This is a genomic window from Reyranella soli (assembly GCF_007992495.1).
Classification (GTDB): domain Bacteria; phylum Pseudomonadota; class Alphaproteobacteria; order Reyranellales; family Reyranellaceae; genus Reyranella; species Reyranella soli.
In genome coordinates, this window is the sequence record NZ_BKAJ01000012.1 from 55,437 (window position 1) to 77,715 (window position 22,279).

Consider the following 22,279-nt stretch of genomic DNA (forward strand, 5'->3'; position numbering starts at 1 on the left):
GGAATGGCGAGGGGCAAGGCGAGCGTCGACGCCAGCGAGCTGGAGAAGCTCGAATGGCCCTACCACTGGCCGCCGCCGTGGCGGGCCGTGCGCTTGCTCGGCCACGAGACGGCCGAGAAGACCATGCTCGCGGCGCACGGGAGCGGCCGGCTGCACCATGCCTGGCTGATGGCGGGCCCGCGCGGCATCGGCAAGGCGACTCTCGCCTGGCGTTTCGCGCGCTTCCTGTTGTGCGGCTCGCAGCAAGGCGGGCTGTTCGGCGGCGGCGCGCCGGAAGGTCTCGACGTGGCGGCCGATGCGCCGGGCCGGTCGTTGGTCGATGCTCGCTCGCATCCCGACCTGTTCCATCTCAGGCGCACGCTCAATCCCGATACCGGGCGCATGCGTGCCGAGATCGCCGTCGACGACGTGCGCGAGCTCGGCGCCTTCATGCACATGACGCCGGCGATGGGGCAGTGGCGCGTCGCCATCGTCGATTCGGCCGACGAGATGAATCGCAACAGCGCCAACGCGGTGCTGAAGATCCTGGAAGAGCCGCCGCCCAATGCCGTGCTGCTGATCGTGGCGCATGCGCCGGGCCGCTTGCTGCCGACCATCCGTTCGCGTTGCCGCAGGCTCGCCCTGCAGCCGCTCGCCAACGACATCGTCGAGCGCCTGCTGGGCGACTACGCACCGGATGTGAAGGCGGAGGAGAGGGCGGCGCTGGCTCGGCTTGCCGAAGGCAGCATCGGCCGCGCGCTGGAACTCGCCGGTGCGGGCAGCCTCGAGCTCTACAGCGAGATGGTGTCGGTGCTGGCGACCCTGCCTGAGCTCGACATGGCGCGCCTGCACGGTTTCGCCGAGCGCTTCGCGCGTCGCGGCGAGGAGGCGAACGCCGCCTGGCGCTCGCTGAACTACCTGTTCGACGGCTGGCTGAAGGGCCTGGCGCGGCAGTCGGCACTGGGCGGAGAAGCTGCACCCGTCGTGCCAGCCGAGCGCGGCCTGCAGGCGCGGTTGCTGGCGGCGGCCAGCCTTGATCGCTGGATCGTTGCATGGGAAAAGGCCGCCGAACTGCTGTCAGGCGCCGACCGGGTCAATCTCGACCGCAAGCAAACGGTGCTGGGCAGCTTCCTCGCCCTCCAATCGGCAATGCGCTGAAGAGTTCGGTCATCATGTCGGGCCGCGGTACCTATTACGTCACCACGCCAATCTACTACGTGAACGACGTGCCCCATATCGGGCACGCCTACACGACGCTCGCCTGCGACGTGCTGGCCCGCTTCAAGCGGCTCGACGGCTACGACGTGCACTTCCTGACCGGCACCGACGAGCACGGCCAGAAGGTCGAGAAGGCGGCCGCCGCCGCGGGGCTGGCGCCGCAGGCCTTCACCGACAAGGTCAGCCAGTCGTTCCGCGACCTCGTCCAGGTGATGAACTACAGCCCCGACAACTTCATCCGCACGACCGAGCCGCGCCATCACGAGGCCTCGCAGGCGCTGTGGGAGAAGCTCGTCGCCTCGGGCGACATCTATCTCGGCAAGTATGCCGGCTGGTACTCGGTGCGCGACGAGGCCTACTTCGTCGAAGGCGAGACCGAGGTCGGCACCGACGGCAAGCGCCGCGCGACCGCCTCGGGCGCCGAGGTCGAATGGGTCGAGGAGCCGTCGTACTTCTTCAAGCTGTCGACGTGGAGCGACCGGCTGCTCGACTTCTACGAAAAGAACCCGCGCTTCATCGCGCCCGAGAGCCGGCGCAACGAGGTCATGAGCTTCGTGAAGGGCGGCCTGCAGGACCTCTCGGTGTCGCGCACCAGCTTCTCCTGGGGCATCCCGGTGCCGGGCGATTCCAAGCACATCATGTACGTTTGGCTGGACGCGCTCACCAACTACATCACCGAGTGCGGCTATCCCGACACCAGCAATCCGCTATGGAAGTACTGGCCGGCCGACCTGCACATGGTGGGCAAGGACATCATCCGTTTCCATTGCGTGTTCTGGCCGGCCTTCCTGATGTCGGCCGGCGTGGCGCCGCCTCAGCGGGTGTTCGCGCACGGCTGGTGGACCAACGAAGGCCAGAAGATCTCCAAGTCGCTGGGCAACGTCATCGATCCGGTGGAACTGGTGGCGAGCTACGGGCTCGATCCGGTGCGCTACTTCCTGCTGCGCGAGGTGCCGTTCGGCAATGACGGCGACCTGCAGCGCCGGGCCCTGATCGGCCGCCTGAACGGCGACCTCGCCAACGCCTACGGCAACCTCTGCCAGCGTGTGCTGTCGATCGTGGCCAAGAGCGGCGGCGGCAAGGTGCCGGCCAAGGGAGCGATCGTCGAGGCCGACACCGCGCTGCTCGATCGCGCCAAGGGCCTGCTCGCCACGGTGCGCGGCGAGATCGACGAGCAGGCCTTCCATCGCGCGCTGATCGCGATCTGGGAAGTGATCGCCGACGCCAACCGCTATGTCGATGCGCAGGCGCCGTGGGCGCTCGCCAAGACCGATCCGGTGCGGCGCGACACCGTGCTGTGGGTGCTGGCCGAGACCATCCGGCGCGTGACCTTGCTGGTGCAGCCCTTCATGCCGGACTCGGCGGGCAAGATCCTCGACCAGCTCGCTGTAGCGGCGGCCGATCGGACGTTCGCCTGTTTCGACAAGGAGGTGGTGTCGGGCACGGCACTGCCGGCGCCGCAGGGCGTGTTCCCGCGCTTCGTCGAGCCGGCAAAGGCGGCCAGCTGATGCTGATCGACAGCCACTGCCATCTCGATTTTCCCGAGCTTCAGGCCGATGAGAGCGGCGTGCTGGCGCGCGCGCGTACCGCAGGCGTGGCGGGCATGCTGACCATCGGCACCCGACTCGACCAGTTCGACAAGGTGCGGGCCATCGCCGAGCGCCACGGCAATGTCTGGTGCTCGGTCGGTGTGCATCCGCACGAGGCCAAGGAGGAGGGGCAGCGCACCCCCGATCGCCTGATCGAGGCCGCACGGCATCCCAAGGTGATCGGCATCGGCGAGACCGGCCTCGACTTCTATTACGAGCACAGCCCGCGCGCCGAACAGGCCGAGAGCTTTCGCGCCCATATCGCGGCGGCGCGCCAGACCGGCCTGCCATTGATCGTCCATACCCGTGATGCCGACAGCGAGACCGGCGACATCCTCGAGGAGGAGCACGCCAAGGGCGCCTTTCCGGGCCTGATCCACTGCTTCAGCTCGGGTGCCGCGGTGGCGCACCGGGCGCTGGCGCTCGGCATGTACATCTCGATTTCGGGCATCGTCACCTTCAAGGCGGCCGAGGCCCTGCGCAGCATCGTGCGCGACATCCCGCTCGACCGGCTGCTGGTCGAGACCGATGCGCCCTACCTGGCGCCCGTGCCGAAGCGCGGCAAGACCAACGAGCCCGCCTTCGTCGCCCATACCGCGGCCAAGGTGGCCGAGCTGAAGGACGTCTCCGTCGCCGAGCTCGAGGCTGCGACGACCGACAACTTCTTCCGGCTGTTCGCCAAGGCCGAGCGCGCCAACCTGGAGGGCGCGAGGTGCGGGTGACGATCCTGGGCTGTGGCACGTCGGGTGGCGTACCAAGGGTAGGGGGCACGGGCGGCGACGGCGAATGGGGCGCCGCCGACCCCAACGATCCGCGCAACCGCCGACGGCGCTGCTCCATCCTGGTGCAGGACCAGGGCAAGACCATCCTGATCGACACCTCACCCGACCTGCGCGCCCAACTCCTCGACGCCCGGGTCGATCGCATCGACGCCGTGCTGTGGACCCATGAGCACGCCGACCAGGTGCACGGCATCGACGACATCCGGCCGTACACGCTGCGCCAGGGACCGATCGAGGCGTGGTCGGACGAACGGACCTACGAAATTCTGCTGCGGCGCTTCAGCTACTGCTTCGCGGCCGAGGACGGCTTCTACAATCCGATCTATCGGCACCATTGCATCGACGGGCCGTTCGTGGCCGCGGGCCTGCCCGTACGGCCGTTCGTGCAGGACCACGGCATCGCCACCTCGCTGGGGTTCCGCTTCGGGTCGTTCGCCTATGCCAACGACTGCGTGACGCTGTCAGACGCCGCCCTAGAGACGATGGCTGGGGTGGACGTGCTGGTGGTCGACGCCATGCGCTACCGCCCGCACCCGACCCACGCCCATCTCGAACGGGCGCTGGAATGGATCGCCAGGATTGCGCCCCGGCGGGCGTTTTTGACCAATCTCCACGTCGATATGGACTATGCTGAGCTCGATCGACTGACACCGGCGCATGTCCGGCCCTGCCACGACGGGCTGGTCATCGAAATCTAATGGAGAATAATCCATTATTATCAGACGATTGGAAGGCGTTCCAAAACTTACGCATCAAGCGAGACAAAACGAGTCCGGTCGCCGCTTGTTCCTGTTGGCGGGTCTGGGGACCGTTTTTGCCGGTTTTCCGGCCCGGGCGGCCGATCTCGATGCCGGCGGGCTGACCTTCCGGGACTTCGCAATCAACGACAATGGCGCCAGCTTCAACCGCGGTGTCGATCCCATCATCGCCGGCGGGCCGAACCAGGTATCGTCGCGGGTCGCTGTCGTCGACAGCGCCCAGGGATTTGCCCGGGTTCAGTTCGGCTCGATCAAGGTGGAGCTGGCCCTGCCGCTGGGCTGGCAGGCAACCGAGGACTGGGAGCGGGGCGTCGCCTACAGCCTCGACAAGCACTACCGCCTGATCATCTGGCGGGTCGATTTCGCCTTCGAGGGCGTCAAGGACGCCGAGCACTACGCCGCCACCAAGAGCGGCTCGATCACGGCCCGCCGGCCGAGCGTCCAGGCCCAGGCCCGCAAGCTCGGCGACGGCACCTTCCTGATCGTCTACGAGAACGTGCCCAAGGGCCAAGGCGACAGCGAGACCCGCACGGTGTTCGACCTGGTGATGCAGCGTCCGGGCAATCCCAAGGAGGGCATCCTGATGACGCTGGGCGTGCCGACCAGTGACACCGCCCGCGGGCTGAAGCTCTTGGCTCTCTTAAAGCAGAATATACGTATTAACTGGTAGTCCATTGATATTACGAATATAGATATATTTGTCATAATATATATTATACGATAACCGGAGTTGAGGATAAGCGTCATGGCGTCGGAACGTCCCACGGCGGACTCGCTGCCCCGCGAGCCGATGGCCCGCCTGCTCGCCGTCATGGCCTGGCTGCGCGACCGCCGGCACGGCTGCCCATGGGACATCGACCAGACCTTTCGGACGATCGCGCCGTACACCATCGAGGAAGCCTACGAGGTGGCCGACGCCATCGAGCGCGACGACCTGCCGGCGCTCAAGGAAGAGCTAGGCGACCTCCTGCTGCAGGTCGTCTACCACTCCCAGATGGCCAGCGAGGCCGGCGCCTTCGGCTTCACCGAGGTGGCCGAGGCCGTGGCCGACAAGATGGTCGACCGGCACCCCCATGTGTTCGGCGACGCCAAGATCGACACGGCCGAAGCCCAGACCGTCTCCTGGGAAGCGCGCAAGGCGGCGGAGCGGGCCGCCAAGGGCAAGGAGCCGGCCGGCACCCTGGACGGGGTGGCGCGGGCCCTCCCCGCCCTGTTGCGCGCCGAGAAGATCCAGAAGCGGGCGGCCCGGGTCGGCTTCGACTGGAAGAAGACGGCCCCGGTCATCGACAAGATCGAGGAGGAGCTGGGCGAGTTGCGGGCCGAACTCGCGGCCGGGACGGCGGACCAGGAGCGGCTGACCGACGAACTGGGCGACGTGCTGTTCGCCGTCGCCAACCTCGCCCGGCACTGCAAGGTCGACCCGGAGGCGGCGCTGCGCGCCACCAACGACAAGTTCGAGCGCCGCTTCCGCCACATCGAAAAGCGCCTGGCCGAGGGCGGCCGCAAGCCCGCCGACGCCACCCTCGAGGAGATGGAAGCCCTCTGGCAGGAGGCGAAGACGAAGGCGCGAATCATCGGAGCGCGGACCTCCAGGTCCGCGCTCCGTTCTTAAATCTTCGGCAGCCCCGCCAGCAGAGGCATGCGCACCGCCTCGAACAGGGTGCGCACCTGGGCCAGGGTCTGGGGACGGATTGCTGCGATCAGGCCGCTGTTGATCGGCTGCGCCGGCGCATAGGGCTTACCGTCGAAGCGCTGCGCCTCGCCGCCCGCCTCCGCGATCATCAGCGTGCCGGCCGCGTGGTCCCACGACTTGGTCATGCGATAGAGATTGAAGTCCGCCCGGCCGGCCAGGATCTCGTGGTACTCCGCGCCGGCGCAGTTCAGGGTCGAGACACGCCCCAGGGAGCTGCGCTTGTCAGCCGGAAGCTGGCGGTCGAATTCCTTCTTGACCTTGTACCCGACGAAACCGATCGGCGGCCGAACGGGCTCCGGTCGCCTGACCGGCGCACCATCGAGGGTGACCCCCTCGCCCTTCAGCGCCATCGCCATCCGTCCGGTCGGCAGGTCGAGGATCCAGCCGCCCACCGCCACGGTGTCGCGCACCAGGCAGACGATGATGGCGAAGCGGTCCTTGCCGCTTGCGAAGTTGGCCGTGCCGTCGAGCGGATCGACCACCCAGCAGCTTTCGCCCGGCCGCGCGATCAGGTCGACCAGGTCGGGCTCCTTCTCGACCGCCTCCTCGCCCACGACCGGCACGCCAGGCAAGATCCTGGCGAGGCCGCTCGCGAGACGCTGCTCCGAGGCCACGTCGGCCACGGTGACGTAGTCGCCCGGCCCCTTGAGCCTGATGTCTTCCTTGGCGAGCGAGCGAAAGCGCGGCAGCAGCTCGGCTGCCGCCGTCTCGCGCATCAGCTCGCCGACGCGCTCCGCATCGGCCGAGCCCAGCATGTCGTCAGCCGACGATGCCGAACAGGTCCTCTTCCTTCAGGATCACGTGCTCGACGCCGCCGAGCTTGACCTCGGTGCCAGACCACTTGCCGTAGATCACCTTGTCGCCGACCTTGACGTCGAGCGCCTGCAGGCGGCCGTCCTCCAGCCGCTTGCCCTTGCCGACGGCCACGACCTCACCCTGCATGGGCTTTTCCTGGGCGGTGTCGGGAATGATGATTCCGGCCTTGGTCTTGGTCTCGGCGGTCATCGGCTTCAGCAGCAGCCGATCGTGCAAGGGCTTGAATTTCATGGTGTTTCCTTCGAATGGAGTGGGCCGCTTATAGGTAGCCGGGCAGCCCAGTGTCAACGCGCGAGGCGGCGCTCGAATTGCGCCGATGCAGCGGCGTCCAGCGCGACCGTCAGCCGTGCGATTTCGCCGTCATCCTGGCGGCTGCGGACCTCGCCGTGACGGTAGAGCCAGGCGATCGTGGCGCCGTCGGAAAGCGGCACCTCGACCTCACGCGCCTCGCCCGCACGGCCAAGGAAGCCGCCGATCGCCTCGAGAAGCTGGTCGACGCCCTCCCCGGTCATGGCCGAGACCGGATACTGCCGCGCCCGCTCAGCGCCGGTATGGGACCGGGTCTCCAGGCGGTGGCGGATGTCGGCCGGCAGGGTGTCGATCTTGTTGAGCGCCTCGATGATCAGCCGCCCTCCCCCTTCCTCGATCACGCCGAGGTCCTGCAGCACGGCCTCGACGTCGGCGCGCTGCTGCTCGCTGTCGGGATGGGCGATGTCGCGGACATGGACGATCAGGTCGGCTTCCAGCACCTCCTCGAGGGTGGCGCGGAAGGCCTCGACCAGATGGGTCGGCAGGTCGGAAACGAAGCCGACGGTGTCGGAGATCACGCAAGGCTTGCCGTTGGGCAGCTTGATCGACCGCATGGTGGGATCGAGCGTGGCGAACAGCAGGTCCTTGGCCATCACGGCAGCGCCGCTCAACCGGTTGAACAGCGTCGACTTGCCGGCGTTGGTGTAGCCGACCAGCGCCACCGTCGGCAGGCGCGCCTTGCGCCGCCCGGCGCGGTTGACGGCGCGCGTGCGGCGTACGCCTTCGAGGTCGCGCTTGATGCGCACGATGCGCTCGCCGATCAGGCGGCGGTCGATCTCGATCTGCGATTCGCCGGGCCCGCCCAGGAAGCCGAAGCCGCCGCGCTGGCGTTCCAAGTGGGTCCACGACCGCACTAGGCGGCCGCGCTGGTAGTCGAGCGCCGCCAGTTCGACCTGCAGGCGGCCTTCATGCGTGCGGGCGCGCGCGCCGAAGATCTCCAGGATGAGGCCGGTGCGGTCGATGACCTTGGCCTCTAGCGCCTTCTCGAGATTGCGCTGCTGTACGGGCGTCAGCCGGTCGTCGACGACAACCAGCCCGATCCCCTGCTCCTTCACATTGTCCTTCACGCGCTCGACCACGCCCTTGCCGATCAGCGTGGCCAGCGTGACACGACGCAACGGCACGGTCTCGGCCACACGCACATCGAGATCGATGGCGCGGGCGAGCCCGACCGCCTCCCCGAGCTTGGCCTCGCGATCACGCTCCTCACGATGCACACCGGGCGCATAAGGCGACAGCACGGCAGCCACTGTCCGCGGGCGGACAGTGTCCTCGGGCTTGCGCTTGCGCCTTTCGTGTCCGTTCAGCTCGTGGTTTTCGCTCAAATCAGCCCGCTGCGTCGGCCTTGTCGCCGTCGAACAGCTGCACCGGCGTGACCGGCATGATGGTCGAGATCGCGTGCTTGTACACAAGCTGCGAATGGCCGTCACGGCGCAGCAGCACCGAGAAATTGTCGAACCAGGTAACAATGCCCTGCAGTTTGACGCCGTTCACAAGGAAGATCGTGACGGGCGTCTTGTTCTTGCGCAGGTGGTTCAGGAAGACGTCCTGAACGTTCTGTGCTTTCTCGCTCATGTTCTTGGCCTCTTGCTGGGCGTCCGACTGCTTTTTGGGCAGCCGTTGGAAAGGCGCGGGTCTCAGTACCCGCTACCGAGTTGGCTCAAATATAGGGGGTGATCAGGTCAAAGCAATGCCACCAAGTGATTACAATTGCGTGCTCTTAGCCGCGGCGGATGGTCGAGCAGCAGCCCTGTCAGCTCCTCCGCGCCGCCCACCAGGACCGGCAAACAGCCGGCCGCATGGGCGCATTTGAGATCTGCCGGGGTGTCACCGACCATCCAGACCGTCTCGTCCGGGGCAATTCCCGTGCCGTCGAGCGCCTTGTAGATGGGATCGGGTGCGGGTTTATCGCGCACGCAGTCGCGCGCGCCCACCGCCCGCTTGATCCAGCGCTGCCAACCGAGATGGGCAAGCTCGGCCCGCAGATTGTCGCCGACCTTGTTGCTCACCACCGCGACATAGCAACCGAGATCGTTGCAGCGCGCCAGAAGCTCCTCCGCTCCCGGCAACGGTGTCAAACGCTCGAGATGGATGCGAAAGAAGGTCTCGTAGAAAACTTTTTCGGCTTCGCCTGCGCGCACGCCAAATAATGCTGGAAAGGCATCGCGCAAGGAGCCGTGGGCGCGGTCCTTCACTTCCTGTGCCGTCCACGGCGTGTGGCCCAGCGCCGTGAAGGTGTCGCGATAGCACTCGACGATGGTCGGCCAGGTGTCGACCAGCGTGTTGTCCCAATCGAACAGGATGGCGCGTGGCGGTTTCAGACCTTGCGGTCGGCTCACGTAACCGCCTCGCCGTCGGCCGCGAAGCGCACGTATTCCTCGCGCAGCCGGCGGGCCGTCGGCCCGACCTTGCCGTCGCCCACCGTGTCGCCGTCGATCTTGACCACCGGCGTCACGAACGAGGTGGCGCTGGTGATGAAGGCTTCCTTGGCGTCCTTGGCCTCGGCCAGGGTGAACGGCCGCTCGACCAGTTTCAGCTGCAGGTCGCCCGCCAGCACCTTCAAGGTATGGCGCGTGATGCCGGCCAGGATGGCGTTGTCGGTGGCGCGGGTGACCAGCTCGCCGCCCTTGGTGACGATCCAGGCGTTGGTCGAGGCGCCTTCGGTCACGTTGCCCTTGCCATCGACCAGCCACGCCTCATAGGCGCCGCTCTCGCGCGCCGCCTGCTTGGCCAGCACGTTGGGCAGCAGGGCCACCGTCTTGATGTCGCAACGCTCCCAGCGGATGTCGGGATGGCTCTTGACCGCGATGCCGGGGCCGGGATCGGGCTCGGCGCGCTTGCTGTTCTTGGTGGTCAGAACCAGCGCGGGCTTCACCGGCTTGGTCGGGAAGGCATGGTCGCGGCGCGCCACGCCGCGCGTCACCTGCATGTAGACCAGGCCGTCGCGCAGGCGGTTGCGGCGCATCAGCTCGCGGATGATGAAGCCCAGCGTCGGCCGGGCCACCGGCCAGTCGATACGCAGTTCACCCAGCGACCGACCGAGCCGATCGATGTGCAGCTTCTCGTCTATGAGCTTGCCGTCGCGCACGCCCACGACCTCGTAGACGCCGTCGGCGAGCTGGTAGCCGCGATCCTCGATGTGCACGCTCGCTTCGCGGTGATCGACATAGCGTCCATTGACGTAGGCATAACGCGCCATCTCTTTTACGCTCCTCGGGTCTCGGTCGCGGCCTCGCCGCCATTGTCAGGGGCGCCGCCATGCAGGCCGAGCGACTTCAATTTGCGGTGCAGCGCCGAGCGCTCCATGCCGACGAAGGTCGCGGTGCGCGAGATGTTGCCGCCGAAGCGCGTCACCTGGGCCAGCAGGTACTCGCGCTCGAAGACCTCGCGCGCATCGCGCAGCGGCAGCTGCATGATCTCGCCGCCCTTCTCCCAGCGTAGCACTGACGGAGCGTCCTCGCTCACGTCGTTGGGCAGAGCATCGGCGCGGATCGGCCCACCGCCGGCAGGGGCGAGGATCAACAGCCGCTCGATGACATTGCGGAGCTGGCGGATGTTGCCTGGCCAGTCGTGGCCCTGCAGCGCCGCCAGCGTGTCCTCGCCGATCGGCCGCGCCGGCAGGCCGGTGGCGTCGGCGACGCGCTGTAGCAGGTCGTTGGCGACTTCGGGAATGTCCTCGCGCCGCTCGCTGAGCGGCGGCACGCGCAAGGCCACGACGTTCAGGCGGTGGAAAAGCTCTTCGCGGAAGCTGCCGGACGCGATCTCGTCCTGCAGGGTACGCGCCGTCGAGGCGAGCACGCGGACGTCGACCTCGACCTTGGTGGTGCCGCCGTCGCGGGTGAAGGACTGCTCCTGCAGCACGCGCGCCAGCCGGCTCTGCAGCGGCACCGGCAGGTCGGCGACCTCCTTCAGGAGCAGCGTACCGCCATGCGCCATCTCGAAGGCGCCCGAGACGCGCAGCACCTCCGCACCGCTTTCCCCGTCGGTGCCGAACAGCTCGATCTCCAGCCGCTCGGCCGGCAGGGCCGAACAATTCACGATAACGAACGGGCCGTCAGCCCGCTTGGAGCCCTGGTGGATCAGCCGCGCCACGGTCTCCTTGCCGGCGCCCGAGGGGCCGGTGATCAGCACGCGGCTGCCGGTCGGCGCCACGCGTTCGATCTGGCTGCGCACGTTGGCGGCCGTGCCCGAGGAGCCGACGAACGTCACCTCGCCGCCCGCGCGTCGGCGCAAGGCGACGTTCTCGCGCCGCAGCCGATCGGCCTCGATCGCGCGGTCGACCACCAGCAGCAGGCGATCGGCCTTGAACGGCTTCTCGATGAAATCGTAGGCGCCGGTCTTGATGGCCGACACCGCGGTGTCGATCGTGCCGTGGCCCGAGATCATCACGACGGGCACCGGCGGCTCCTCGCGGCGGATAACTTCCAGGATCTGCAAGCCGTCGAGCTCGCTGCCCTGCAGCCAGACGTCGAGGATCACCAGCGCCGGCCGGCGCTGGCGCACGGCGTCGATGGCCTCGGTGCTGTTGTGGGCGCGACGGGCGGTGTGGCCCTCATCTTCCAAGATGCCCGCGATCAGCGTGCAGATGTCGCGCTCGTCGTCGACGATGAGAATATCGTGGCCCATGACTCTTCAAACTGTCCGCGATGTTATGTGCGGATCATTGTGCGGCCGTCGCATGCGCACGAACCGACGCGATTTCCTTCGCGTCACGTCGGAATACCAGACTGATGCGCGCCCCGCCACCCTCGCGGTCATCCAGGGAGAGATAGCCGCCATGATCTTCCATGATCTTCTTGACGATGGCGAGGCCCAGGCCCGTACCCTTGCTGCGCGTGGTCATATAGGGCTCGGTCAGCCGTTCGCGGCCTTCCTTGGGCAGCCCCTTGCCGTTGTCGTCGACGATGATGCGTACGGTGGCATCATCGTCGCGCAGCGACAGCGTGATCTCGCCCGGGGGCAAGGTCTGGCCGTGTGCCACCGCCCTGCCCTCGATCGCCTCGGCCGAATTTTTCAGGATATTGGTCAGGACCTGCGACACCTGCCGTCGGTCGCAGATCAGCGGCACCGGACGATCGGGCAAGGTCGAGACATAGCGGATGTCGGGATTGCCCTGGCGCTGCAGGAACAGCGACTGCTGGCAGAGCTCCTTGGCGTCCTCCGGCTTCACCGTCGGCCGTGGCATGCGGGCGAACGAGGAGAACTCGTCGACCATGCGGCCGATGTCGCCGACCTGGCGGATGATGGTGTCGGTGCAGATCGAGAAGGTTTCCGGGTCGTCCTTGATCTGCTTGAGGTAGCGCCGTTTCAGCCGCTCGGCCGAGAGCTGGATGGGCGTCAGCGGGTTCTTGATCTCGTGCGCGATGCGGCGCGCCACGTCGCCCCACGCCGCCATGCGCTGCGCCGACATGAGGTCGGTGACGTCGTCGAAAGTGACGACCGAGCCCGCATCCGACGCCGCGCTGATGCGCACCAGCAGGATGCGCCGCGTGCCGCCCTGCAGGATCTCGACCTGGCCTTGCGTGACGCGATCGGGTCGATCGCCCGCCTGCTCGACCAGCGGCGCCAGCTCCGGCATCACGGCGATCAGCGGGCGCTCGATCACGCCGTCCTCGGGCAGGGCCAGCAGCTCGAGCGCCGAGCGGTTGGTGCGGCTTATGATGCCGGTGATGTCGACGCTCAGCACGCCAGCGGAGACGCCAGCCAGCACCGCGTCGGTCAGCCGCCGCCTCGTGTCGAGCTCCTTGTTGGCATCGATGAGGTCGCCGCGCTGTTGCTCGATCTGGCTGGCCATGCGGTTGAACGAGCGCGTCAACTGGCCGAGCTCGTCGTTGAGCGGCCCCTCCTCGACGCGCGCCGTCAGGTCGCCGCCCCTCACCCGCTCGGCCGCGGCCATCAATCCGCCGATCGGTTCGGTCAGGCGCGAGGCGAACAGGATGGCGAGCCACACCGCAGCCAGCAGCATCAGGAGCGCAATGGCGCCGCAGATCACGAAGATCAGGAGCTGGCTGCGCTGCATGGCCTGCTCGATCTGCGAGTAGAAGGAGCCAGCGAACTCGATGCTCTTGATGTAGTCGACGACGCGCAGGTCGACGGAATGGCCGGTGACCAGGAACAGCGGCTCGCCGAGGAAGAGCTGCATGACGAAATAGGCGCCGTCGGGCGCCTGGATCTCGACCGGACCGTTCTGCCTGACGGCGCGCCACAGCGCCTGAGCCGATGGGGTCGGATCCTTGAGGCCTTCGGCGTTGGGCGCCACGGCGCGCTCCAGCACGCCGTTGTCGGCATCGATGACGATCGCCTCGATGATCGGCCGGCCGTCGATCAGGCGCTTCAGCAGGCTGGTCGTCGCCTCCTTGTCGCGCACGGCATCGATGCCGATCGCCTGCAGGGAAGACGCAACGGCGCCGATGTCGCGCAGGATCTCCTCTTCACGGGCACGCCGTACCGGCTCGCCGATCGCCCGCGCCGCCTCGTACGAGGCCTGGGCCGGCTTCACCACGAAGTCGGTCAGGTTGATGACCAGCAGTGACAGAATGATGGTCACGATCAGGGTCGGCGTGATGGTGAACAGGCTGCACACCAGCACCAACCGCATGTGCAGGCGCGAGCCCGCCGCGCCGCGCCGGCGGTCGAGCCAGAGCTGGGTCAGCCGCACCGCCAGCAGCGCCACCAGCGCCACGGCGATCACCAGGTCGGCGACCAGCAGGCCGGTGATCCAGCCGCGCGTATTCAGGGCGGTGGGGACGAAGCCTGCCAGCCAGGCATAGGTCGCCGCACCGGCGAGCATGGCGAGCACTGCCAACGATATGGCGGCGGCGCGGCCGCCCAGCCTGCGGGCCACCACCGCTGTCGCATCGCCCAAGCGTGAAACGCCCAGCGCAGCTGTCACTATAGTCACCCGCCTCGGCGGACCTGCGGCGTACGTACCACGGGGACGTCGAGGTCCTTGATCTTCTTGCGCAACGTATTGCGATTGAGCCCCAAGAGGCGGGCCGCGCGCAACTGATTCCCGCGCGTTGCCCCAAGGGCCAGGGACAACAGCGGACGCTCGACCTCGGAAATGACACGATCGTACATGCCATCCGGCGGCAGGCGATCGCCGTGGGCCGCGAACAATGCCTGCAGGTGGCGATCGACGGCGTCGGCCAGCGACACATCGGCAGCGACGGAGTCGCCCGCGGCGGGCTCCGGCTCGAGCGCCGACATGGCGTCGGCAAGCTCGGCTTCGATCGTCTCGACGCCGATCACTTCCTCGGAGTAGAGCGCCGACAGGCGGCGCACCAGGTTGACCAGCTCGCGGACGTTGCCCGGCCAGCGATGCTGCTTCAGCCGCGCCATGGCTTCGGGCGACAGCACCTTGGCCGGCAGGCCGTCGGCGGTCGCCGCCTGCAGATAGTGGTTGGCGAGCTCGGGAATGTCGTCCAGCCGCTCGCGCAGGGGCGGCAGGCGAATCGGCACGACGTTCAGGCGATAAAACAGATCTTCGCGGAACAGTCCCTGCTGGATCAGGCGACGCAGGTCGCGATGGGTGGCGGCGACAATGCGCACATTGGCCTTGATCGGCGTGCGGCCGCCGACGGTGGTGTACTCGCCTTCCTGCAGCACGCGCAGCAGGCGGGTTTGCGCCTCGGGCGGCATGTCGCCGATCTCGTCGAGGAACAGCGTGCCGCCGGACGCCTGCTCGAACTTGCCGGCCGAGCGTTGCACGGCGCCGGTGAACGCGCCGCGCTCATGGCCGAATAACTCGCTTTCGATCAGTTCGCGCGGGATCGCCGCCATGTTGAGCGCCACGAACGGCCCCTTGCGGCGCTTGCCGTAGTCGTGCAGCGCACGCGCCACGAGTTCCTTGCCGGCGCCCGATTCGCCGGTGACCATCACCGTAAGGTCGGTCGACATCAGCCGCGCCAAGGCGCGGTAGATTTCCTGCATGGCCGGCGAGCGGCCGATCAGCGGCAGGCGCTCGCCCTCCTCCGGTGCCTGGATGCTGCGCTGCATGGGCGTCGCCGGCGCCGACAGCGCGCGGTTCACCACCGAGATCAGCTCGTTGAGATCGAACGGCTTGGGCAGGTATTCGAAGGCGCCGCGCTCGGTCGCGCGCACGGCGGTGAGCAGCGTCGACTGTGCGCTCATGACGATGATGCGCAGGTCCGGTCGCAGCTTGCGGATGCGCGGCACCAGGTCGAGCCCGTTCTCGTCGGGCATCACCACGTCGGTGATGACCAACTGGCCTTCGCCCTCCTGCACCCATTGCCACAGGGTCGACGCAGCCCCTGTGCTGCGCACATTGTGGCCCTGCCGGCCCAGCGCCTGATGCAGGACGGTGCGGATCGCCCGGTCGTCGTCGGCGACCAGGATGGTGTTGGCTCCGCTCATTGAGCGGGCCGCGAAATCTGCAACTGCAACGGCAACATAACCCTAAATGTCGTACGGCCGGGCTCGCTGTCGAACTCGATTGCCCCGCCGTGGTCGTTGATGATCTTGGCTACCAACGCAAGACCCAGGCCAGTTCCGGTGGGCTTGTTGGTGACGAAGGCGTCAAATAGATGGGCGCGGATTTCGTCGGACACCCCGCGGCCGTTGTCCCGGACCGAAACCACCAAGGGAAGGTTGACCTTGGCCTGCTGGCCGGGGACGGCCAGGCGCAGGCCGTGCCGGTAGGCTGTGGACAACTCGATCTCGCGCTCGCCGTCGCCCGGCGCCTCGCAGGCGTTCTTCACCAGGTTCAGGAACACCTGGATGAGCTGGTCGCGGTCGCCATGCACGTCGGGCAGCGAAGGGTCGTAGGTCTCGACGAAGCGCACGCCCTTGCCGAAGCCGTTCTGGGAGATGCGCAGGACGTGGTTCAGCACCTGGTGGATGTTGATCGGGCTGCGGTCGATCGGCCGGCCGTCGGCAAAGGCCTCCATGCGGTCGACCAGGGCGACGATGCGATCGGTCTCCTCGCAGATCAGGCTGGTCAGCTCGCGCTCGGAGTCGGGCACCGACTGCTCCAGCAGCTGCGCCGCGCCGCGGATGCCGGACAGCGGGTTCTTCACTTCGTGCGCCAGCATGGCGGCGAGCGCGCTCACCGAGCGGGCCGCGCTGCGATGCGACATCTGGCGGTCGATGTTGCGGGCGATGGTCTGCTCGACCAGGGAGACCGCGACCAGCCCGTCGCTGTCGACGATCGGCGAGAGGCGCAGCGCGCAGAAACGATTGCCGATGCGCGGCGATGCCAGCGTGACGCCGTTCTCGGCGACCGCACCGCCGGTCGACAGCACCTGCTCGAGCAGGGAGAAGAGCGGCGTGTCCTCAGGCACGAACTCGTCGAGCGGATGGCCGACCAGGCGGGTGCGGCCGACGCCGAAGAATTGCTCGGCCGACAGGTTGGCGTAGTGGATCAGCCCGCGCGCATCGACGACGACGATCGCCTCCGACAGCGAATCGAGAAGCGCCGTCGGAAACTGATCGCTCGTCGCGTTGGCGCGTTTGAGGGGCTGCACCGGCATCCTAGGCAGCCTGCCGCTCGAGGTTGGGCAGGAAGAACGCGGCCAGCAGGGCGCGCACCTTGGCGGGCTCGGTCTCGCGGTTCACGGCGGCGCGGAACTCGGCCGACGCCGGAAGGCCCTTGGAATACCAGCCCAAATGCTTGCGGGCCATGCGCACGCCGGTCTCCTGGCCGTAATGCGACAGCATCGCTTCGAAGTGCGCGCGCACGATGGCGTACTGCTCGGCAAGCGACGGATCAGCCAGCCGCTCGCCGGTGCGCAGATAGTGGATCGCCTGGTTCAGGAACCACGGGCGGCCATAGGCACCACGGCCGACCATCACGCCGTCGGCGCCCGACTGCGCCAGCGCCGTGTCGACGTCGTCGAGGGTGTTGATGTCACCGTTCACGATCACCGGTAGCTTCGTTGCCGCCTTGACGTCGGCGACGAACGCCCAGTCGGCGTGGCCGTCATAGAACTGGCAGCGCGTGCGGCCATGCACGGTCAGCAACTTGATGCCGCAGGCCTCGGCGATGCGTGCGAGGTTGGGCGCGTTGCGGTTGGTCGAGTCCCAGCCGGTGCGCATCTTCAGCGTCACCGGCAGCTTCACGGCCTTCACCGTGGCTTCGAGGATCTTCGCGGCGTGCACTTCGTCGCGCATCAGCGACGAACCGGCATGGCCGTTCACGACCTTCTTTACCGGGCAGCCGAAGTTGATGTCGATGATGGCGGCGCCGCGATCCTCGTTCAGCTTGGCCGCGTCGGCCATGACCTCGGGCTCGCAGCCCGCGAGCTGGACCGACATTGGAAACTCTTCCGGCGAGTTCTTCGCCATCAGCAGCGTCTTGCGATTCTCGCGCACCATGGCCGCCGAGGCGATCATCTCGGAGACGACAAGTCCCGCCCCGCCCCGCTTCACCATCTGGCGAAAAGGCATGTCGGTCACGCCCGACATGGGCGCCAGGATGACGGGGTCGTCGATTCGGACATCGCCGATATCGACGGGTTGGAGACGCAGTGTGCAAACCATGGCTACTGATCAGTTTATAGGCATCTTGTGCAGTGCACAATAATTGGGCGAGCAATAGCGGGTCCCGGCAGGGTGCGCAAGCGGTCCTGAGTGCGCAATTGTTGACCCAGTGTTATCTAGCCGGCCGTGCCAACCTGCACCGCCCTGATCGTCGCCGGAGGCCGGGGGAGCCGCTTCGGAGGCCCCCTGCCCAAACAATATGCCACTTTGGCAGGCCAACCCGTCTTGCGCCGCACCCTCGAGGTGTTCCAGGCGACGCCGGGCATCGACCATGTCCAGGTCGTCATCGCGCCCGGTGACGAAGGGCACTACCGCGCGGCTGTCGGGGGGATGGGCCTGCCGCCGCCGGTCGTTGGCGGTGCCAGCCGGCAACAATCTGTCCTGAACGGGCTGGAAGCCCTGGCCGCGCAGGCGCCCGACCTGGTGGCCATCCACGATGCCGCTCGGCCGTATGTGCGGGTATCCGACATCATCGGCTGCCTGGAAGCCTTGCGTCCGGGCATAGACGGAGCGGTCCTGGGCGTGCCGGTCGCCGACACGCTGAAGAAGGTCGACGATGCCGGCCTCCTGGCCGGAACGGTGTCGCGCAATGGCCTGTGGCGGGCCCAGACGCCGCAGATCTTCCGCTTCGCCGAACTGCTCGCGGCACACCGGGCGGCGGCATCGCTCGCGAGGCACGAGACGAGCGCCCTCACCGACGATGCGGCGGTCGCCGAACGCGCCGGATTGCGTGTCGTCATGGTCGAGGGGCACGACGACAACCGCAAGATCACAACGACCGACGACATGGTCTCGACGATGGAAACGCGCACCGCCTTCGGCTTCGACGTGCACGGCTTTGCCGCCGGCAATCACGTGATGCTGGGCGGCATCACCATTCCGCACAGCCAGGCGCTCGCCGGGCATTCCGACGCCGACGTCGCCCTGCATGCTTTGACCGATGCGCTTCTGGGTACGATCGGCGCCGGCGACATCGGCAAGCATTTCCCGCCATCCGATCCGCAATGGCGCGGCGTGTCGTCCGACCGCTTCCTGCGCCACGCCGTCGATCTGTTGGCGACGGCCGGCGGGCGCATCGTCCATCTCGACCTTACCCTTGTCTGCGAGGCGCCGCGCATCGGGCCGCATCGCGACGCCATGGTCGAAAGCATCGCTCGCATCGCCGGCATTGATCGTGACAGAGTGAGCGTCAAGGCGACGACGACGGAAGGGCTTGGCTTCACCGGCCGCCGCGAGGGCATCGCGGCGCAGGCGGTGGCGACGGTCGAGGTGCCGAGGAGATAGGTTCGGATGTTCGATCACGAAATGAGAGACGCCGCTGAGCGTGTGCTGCATGCCTGTCGCAAGCGCGGGCTGAAGCTCGTCACTGCAGAGTCCTGCACCGGCGGCCTGGTCGCCGCGACGCTGACCGCGATCGCGGGTTCATCGGACGTCGTCGAGCGCGCCTACGTGACCTACGCCAACGAGGCCAAGCGCGAGATGCTGGGCGTGCCGTGGGATGCCCTGATGGGCCATGGCGCGGTGAGCGATCCCGTGGCGCGCGCCATGGCCGCTGGCGCCCTCGCCCGCTCGGGCGTCGATCTTGCGGTATCGGTCACTGGCGTGGCCGGCCCCGGCGGCGGCACGGCTGAAAAGCCGGTCGGCCTCGTTCATTTCGCCGGCGCCCGTACCGGCCACGACATCATCGCCGAGCGTCACGTCTTCCCAGGCGACCGCGACGGCATTCGCCGCGTGGCGACGATCACCGCGTTGACGATACTGGCGTCGCTCGCTGAACGTTAGGCTTGCCGTAGAGCGCCTTGGCGCGCGCTTCGAACGCGCCCACCATGCGCTTCACCGCTTCGGCGAACAGCAGGCGCACGGTCTGCTGCAGCAGCATCGAGCGGAAATCGAACTCCAGCTCGAAGTCGATCTGACAGCCGTCGGGATGCGGATGGAAGATCCAACGGCTGACCAGCCGGCGAAACGGCCCTTCGATGCCAGTGGTGTCGATGCGCGGCCCGCCCGGCGCGTCGGGCGCCAGAACGACGCGCGAGGCGAACTTCTCGTGGAACGGGCCGAAACCGATCGCCAGCTCGGCGATCTGCACGTTGGCTCCTTCGCGGCGCCGGATGCGCCCGGCATGGCACCACGGCAGGAATTCGGGATAGCGCGGCACGTCGGCCACCAGCTCGAACAGCTGCATGGGCGTATAGGCGACGACCCGTCGCTCGGTATGGCGTGTGACGCTCAAGCGGCCCAGCTCACGCAGAACGGGCTGCGCGTGCGGCGCGCAGACGGGCGAAATCGTCACCGGCATGATAGCTCGACCGCGTGAGTGGCGAGGCGGAGACCATCAGGAAGCCCTTGGCGCGAGCGAGCGTCGCCAGCTCATCGAACTCGGCCGGCGTCCAGAAGCGGTCGATTGGGGCGTGCTTGGGTGTCGGCTGCAGGTACTGGCCGACGGTGAGGAAGTCGACGTCAGCCGCGCGCAGGTCGTCCATCACCTGCAGGATCTCCTCGCGTGTCTCGCCCAAACCGACCATCAGGCCGGACTTGGTGAACATCGAGGGATCGATTTCCTTCACCTTGGAGAGCAATTGCAGCGAGGTGAAGTAGCGCGCACCGGGCCGGATGGTCGGATAGAGACGCGGCACCGTCTCGAGGTTGTGGTTGAACACGTCCGGACGTGCCGCCACCACGGTCGCGATGGCCCCCTCCTTGCGCAGGAAGTCGGGCGTCAGCACTTCGACCGTCGTGTTGGGCGCCTGGTGATGCAATGCGGTGATGACCGCCGCGAAGTGCCCTGCCCCGCCGTCCAAAAGGTCGTCGCGATCGACCGACGTCACCACGACATGGCCGAGGCCGAGCTTGCCGACAGCTTCGGCGATGTTGGCGGGCTCGTGCGGATTGAGGGCGCCCGGCTTGCCCGTGGCGACGTTGCAGAAGGCGCAGGCCCGCGTGCAGGTCTCGCCCATGATCATGAAGGTGGCGTGCTTCTGCTTCCAGCACTCGCCGATGTTGGGACAGGCCGCCTCCTCGCACACCGTGGCGAGCCCGTACTGGCGCATCAGGCGCTTGGTCTCGGCATATTCCGGCGAGTTCGGTGCACGCACCCTGATCCAATCCGGCTTGCGCCGGATGGGATTGTCCGGCCGGTGCGCCTTCTCGGGATGGCGCTCGGCGCGGCTCAGCGGGAGCCTGTCGCCCAGGTCGTTGGGGGTTCCGTCCATGACGGCCTAGATATGGAGCGTTCGTCCGTACGCCGCCAGTACCGACTCGTGCATCATTTCCGACAGGGTGGGATGCGGGAACACCGTGGCGATCAGCTCGGCCTCGGTGGTCTCCAGCGTCTTGGCGATGCTGTAACCCTGGATCAACTCGGTCACCTCGGCGCCGATCATGTGGGCGCCCAGAAGCTCGCCGGTCTTGGCGTCGAAGATGGTCTTGATGAAGCCCTCGGGCTCGCCGAGCGCGATCGCCTTGCCGTTGCCGATGAACGGGAACTTGCCGACCTTGAGCTGCAGGCCCTTGGCCTTGGCGGCCGCCTCGGTGAGGCCGATGCTCGCCACCTGCGGCTGGCAGTAGGTGCAGCCCGGGATGTTCTCGGTCTTCATCGGATGAACGCCTTTCACGCCGGCGATCTTCTCGACCACCAGCACGCCTTCGTGCATCGCCTTGTGGGCCAGCCACGGCGGTCCGGCGACGTCGCCGATAGCATAGACGTTCGGCTCGCCGGTAAAGCCCCATTGATCGATCACGATGTGGGTCTTCTCGACCTTCACCTTGGTACCTTCGAGCCCCAGGTTCTCGACATTGCCGACGATGCCCACGGCGCTGATCACGCGGTCGACGGTGATGTCCTGACTCTTGCCGCCGGCCGTGATCGTTGCGGTGACGCTGTCCTTGCCCTTCTTCAGGCCGCCGACCGTGGCGGCCGTCAGGATCTTCATGCCCTGCTTCTCGAAGGCGCGCTTGGCGAAGGCCGAGACCTCCTCGTCCTCGACGGGCAGGATTCGGTCGAGCACCTCCGCAACCGTCACCTCGGCGCCCATGGTGCGATAGAAGCTCGCGAACTCGATCCCGATCGCACCCGACCCGATCACCAGGAGTGATTTGGGAAACTCCGGCGGTACCATCGCTTCGCGGTAAGTCCAGACGAGTTTGCCGTCGGACTCGAGGCCGGGAAGCTGGCGGGCACGGGCGCCCGTCGCCAGGATCACGTTCTTGGCGGTGAGCGCGACGTTGCTCTTGTCCTTCATCGCGACGGCAACTTTGCGCTGCCCACCATCGCTGCCCGCGAGCTTGGCGTCGCCGTCGAACACCGTGATCTTGTTCTTGCGCATCAGCATCTTGACGCCGTTGCTAAGCTGGTTCGCGACCTTGCGCGAACGCTCGACGACCTTCTTGGCGTCGTAGGAGAAATCCTTGACGGAAATCCCGAACGAATCGGCATGCTTGATGAGGCCGAAGACCTCCGAAGTGCGCAGCAGCGCCTTGGTCGGGATGCAGCCCCAGTTGAGGCAGATGCCGCCCATGTTCTCGCGCTCGACGACGGCGGTCTTGAGGCCGAGCTGCGCCGCGCGGATCGCGGCGACATAGCCGCCCGGCCCGCCGCCGACGATGATGATGTCGAAGCTGGTGTCGGCCATGATG

Annotated in this window: 22 protein-coding genes; 8 read left to right on the forward strand and 14 right to left on the reverse strand. The window is 67.3% G+C overall.

The features are described from left to right. The first annotated feature begins 3 nt into the window (after positions 1–3). The 6 genes from RSO01_RS03625 to mazG all read left to right on the forward strand — a co-directional run bounded on the left by RSO01_RS03625 (position 4) and on the right by mazG (position 5,938). Positions 4–1,137 carry a DNA polymerase III subunit delta' gene (locus RSO01_RS03625; RefSeq protein ID WP_147146296.1) on the forward strand — a complete coding sequence of 378 codons (1,134 nt, stop codon included), beginning with the start codon at positions 4–6 and terminating at the stop codon, positions 1,135–1,137. A 14-nt stretch (positions 1,138–1,151) separates the two neighbouring features. After that, positions 1,152–2,705, forward strand: coding sequence for a methionine--tRNA ligase (gene metG / locus RSO01_RS03630; RefSeq protein WP_147146298.1), 1,554 nt, complete (start codon positions 1,152–1,154; stop codon positions 2,703–2,705). Beyond that, positions 2,705–3,508: a TatD family hydrolase gene (locus RSO01_RS03635; protein WP_147146300.1), complete on the forward strand. Its 804-nt coding sequence runs from the start codon at positions 2,705–2,707 to the stop codon at positions 3,506–3,508. Before metG ends, RSO01_RS03635 begins: the two co-directional genes overlap by 1 nt. After that, positions 3,499–4,266 carry an MBL fold metallo-hydrolase gene (locus RSO01_RS03640; protein ID WP_147146302.1) on the forward strand — a complete coding sequence of 256 codons (768 nt, stop codon included), beginning with the start codon at positions 3,499–3,501 and terminating at the stop codon, positions 4,264–4,266. The genes RSO01_RS03635 and RSO01_RS03640 overlap by 10 nt, the downstream gene beginning before the upstream one ends. An 85-nt stretch (positions 4,267–4,351) precedes the next feature. Continuing rightward, complete coding sequence (locus tag RSO01_RS03645) at positions 4,352–4,996, forward strand: hypothetical protein (protein WP_147146304.1); 645 nt, start codon at positions 4,352–4,354, stop codon at positions 4,994–4,996. A 75-nt stretch (positions 4,997–5,071) separates the two neighbouring features. After that, positions 5,072–5,938 (forward strand): nucleoside triphosphate pyrophosphohydrolase, encoded by an 867-nt coding sequence (gene mazG, locus RSO01_RS03650; protein WP_218037225.1) that lies wholly within the window; start codon positions 5,072–5,074, stop codon positions 5,936–5,938. Here the strand turns inward: mazG and RSO01_RS03655 are convergent. The 11 genes from RSO01_RS03655 to dusB all read right to left on the reverse strand — a co-directional run bounded on the left by RSO01_RS03655 (position 5,935) and on the right by dusB (position 17,644). Then, positions 5,935–6,774, reverse strand: a complete 840-nt coding sequence (locus RSO01_RS03655; protein ID WP_147146306.1) for an inositol monophosphatase family protein — start codon at positions 6,772–6,774, stop codon at positions 5,935–5,937. The two genes, mazG and RSO01_RS03655, sit on opposite strands and share 4 nt — an antisense overlap. A gap of 4 nt (positions 6,775–6,778) precedes the next feature. Next, complete coding sequence (locus RSO01_RS03660; RefSeq protein ID WP_147146308.1) at positions 6,779–7,066, reverse strand: co-chaperone GroES; 288 nt, start codon at positions 7,064–7,066, stop codon at positions 6,779–6,781. 53 nt (positions 7,067–7,119) lie between these two features. Continuing rightward, complete coding sequence (hflX, locus tag RSO01_RS03665) at positions 7,120–8,469, reverse strand: GTPase HflX (RefSeq protein WP_218037226.1); 1,350 nt, start codon at positions 8,467–8,469, stop codon at positions 7,120–7,122. A gap of 1 nt (position 8,470) precedes the next feature. Further along, entirely contained in the window at positions 8,471–8,719 is a 249-nt protein-coding gene (gene hfq / locus RSO01_RS03670) for an RNA chaperone Hfq (RefSeq protein WP_020696000.1), read from the reverse strand. Positions 8,720–8,826: 107 nt separating this feature from the next. Then, the gene (locus RSO01_RS03675) at positions 8,827–9,483 is read right to left on the reverse strand and encodes an HAD family hydrolase (protein WP_170302820.1); all 657 of its coding nucleotides are present in this window, start codon (positions 9,481–9,483) and stop codon (positions 8,827–8,829) included. After that, positions 9,480–10,343: a D-amino-acid transaminase gene (locus RSO01_RS03680; RefSeq protein ID WP_147146310.1), complete on the reverse strand. Its 864-nt coding sequence runs from the start codon at positions 10,341–10,343 to the stop codon at positions 9,480–9,482. The genes RSO01_RS03675 and RSO01_RS03680 overlap by 4 nt, the downstream gene beginning before the upstream one ends. 5 nt (positions 10,344–10,348) lie before the next feature. Then, positions 10,349–11,770 carry a nitrogen assimilation response regulator NtrX gene (gene ntrX, locus RSO01_RS03685; RefSeq protein ID WP_147146312.1) on the reverse strand — a complete coding sequence of 474 codons (1,422 nt, stop codon included), beginning with the start codon at positions 11,768–11,770 and terminating at the stop codon, positions 10,349–10,351. A gap of 34 nt (positions 11,771–11,804) precedes the next feature. Next, entirely contained in the window at positions 11,805–14,036 is a 2,232-nt protein-coding gene (locus RSO01_RS03690; RefSeq protein ID WP_147146314.1) for a sensor histidine kinase, read from the reverse strand. 5 nt (positions 14,037–14,041) lie between these two features. Continuing rightward, entirely contained in the window at positions 14,042–15,520 is a 1,479-nt protein-coding gene (gene ntrC / locus RSO01_RS03695) for a nitrogen regulation protein NR(I) (RefSeq protein ID WP_147146316.1), read from the reverse strand. Further along, entirely contained in the window at positions 15,517–16,635 is a 1,119-nt protein-coding gene (locus tag RSO01_RS03700; protein ID WP_147146318.1) for a two-component system sensor histidine kinase NtrB, read from the reverse strand. The genes ntrC and RSO01_RS03700 overlap by 4 nt, the downstream gene beginning before the upstream one ends. A gap of 1 nt (position 16,636) precedes the next feature. Then, positions 16,637–17,644, reverse strand: coding sequence for a tRNA dihydrouridine synthase DusB (gene dusB, locus RSO01_RS03705; RefSeq protein WP_147146321.1), 1,008 nt, complete (start codon positions 17,642–17,644; stop codon positions 16,637–16,639). 126 nt (positions 17,645–17,770) lie between these two features. Between dusB and RSO01_RS03710 the strand changes: the two genes are divergently transcribed. Together RSO01_RS03710 and RSO01_RS03715 are read left to right on the forward strand one after the other, a co-directional pair. Continuing rightward, complete coding sequence (locus tag RSO01_RS03710) at positions 17,771–18,928, forward strand: bifunctional 2-C-methyl-D-erythritol 4-phosphate cytidylyltransferase/2-C-methyl-D-erythritol 2,4-cyclodiphosphate synthase (protein ID WP_147146322.1); 1,158 nt, start codon at positions 17,771–17,773, stop codon at positions 18,926–18,928. 6 nt (positions 18,929–18,934) lie between these two features. After that, positions 18,935–19,426, forward strand: coding sequence for a CinA family protein (locus RSO01_RS03715; RefSeq protein WP_147146324.1), 492 nt, complete (start codon positions 18,935–18,937; stop codon positions 19,424–19,426). Here RSO01_RS03715 and RSO01_RS03720 read toward each other — a convergent pair. The 3 genes from RSO01_RS03720 to lpdA are packed head-to-tail and all read right to left on the reverse strand — an operon-like array spanning position 19,386 to position 22,275. Continuing rightward, a complete protein-coding gene (locus RSO01_RS03720) occupies positions 19,386–19,937 on the reverse strand; it encodes a type II toxin-antitoxin system RatA family toxin (protein WP_246158016.1) in 552 nt (183 codons plus the stop codon). The genes RSO01_RS03715 and RSO01_RS03720 overlap by 41 nt on opposite strands. Next, positions 19,888–20,856 (reverse strand): lipoyl synthase, encoded by a 969-nt coding sequence (gene lipA, locus RSO01_RS03725; protein WP_147146328.1) that lies wholly within the window; start codon positions 20,854–20,856, stop codon positions 19,888–19,890. Before lipA ends, RSO01_RS03720 begins: the two co-directional genes overlap by 50 nt. 6 nt (positions 20,857–20,862) lie before the next feature. After that, positions 20,863–22,275 carry a dihydrolipoyl dehydrogenase gene (gene lpdA, locus RSO01_RS03730; protein WP_147146331.1) on the reverse strand — a complete coding sequence of 471 codons (1,413 nt, stop codon included), beginning with the start codon at positions 22,273–22,275 and terminating at the stop codon, positions 20,863–20,865. Positions 22,276–22,279 lie beyond the last annotated feature (4 nt).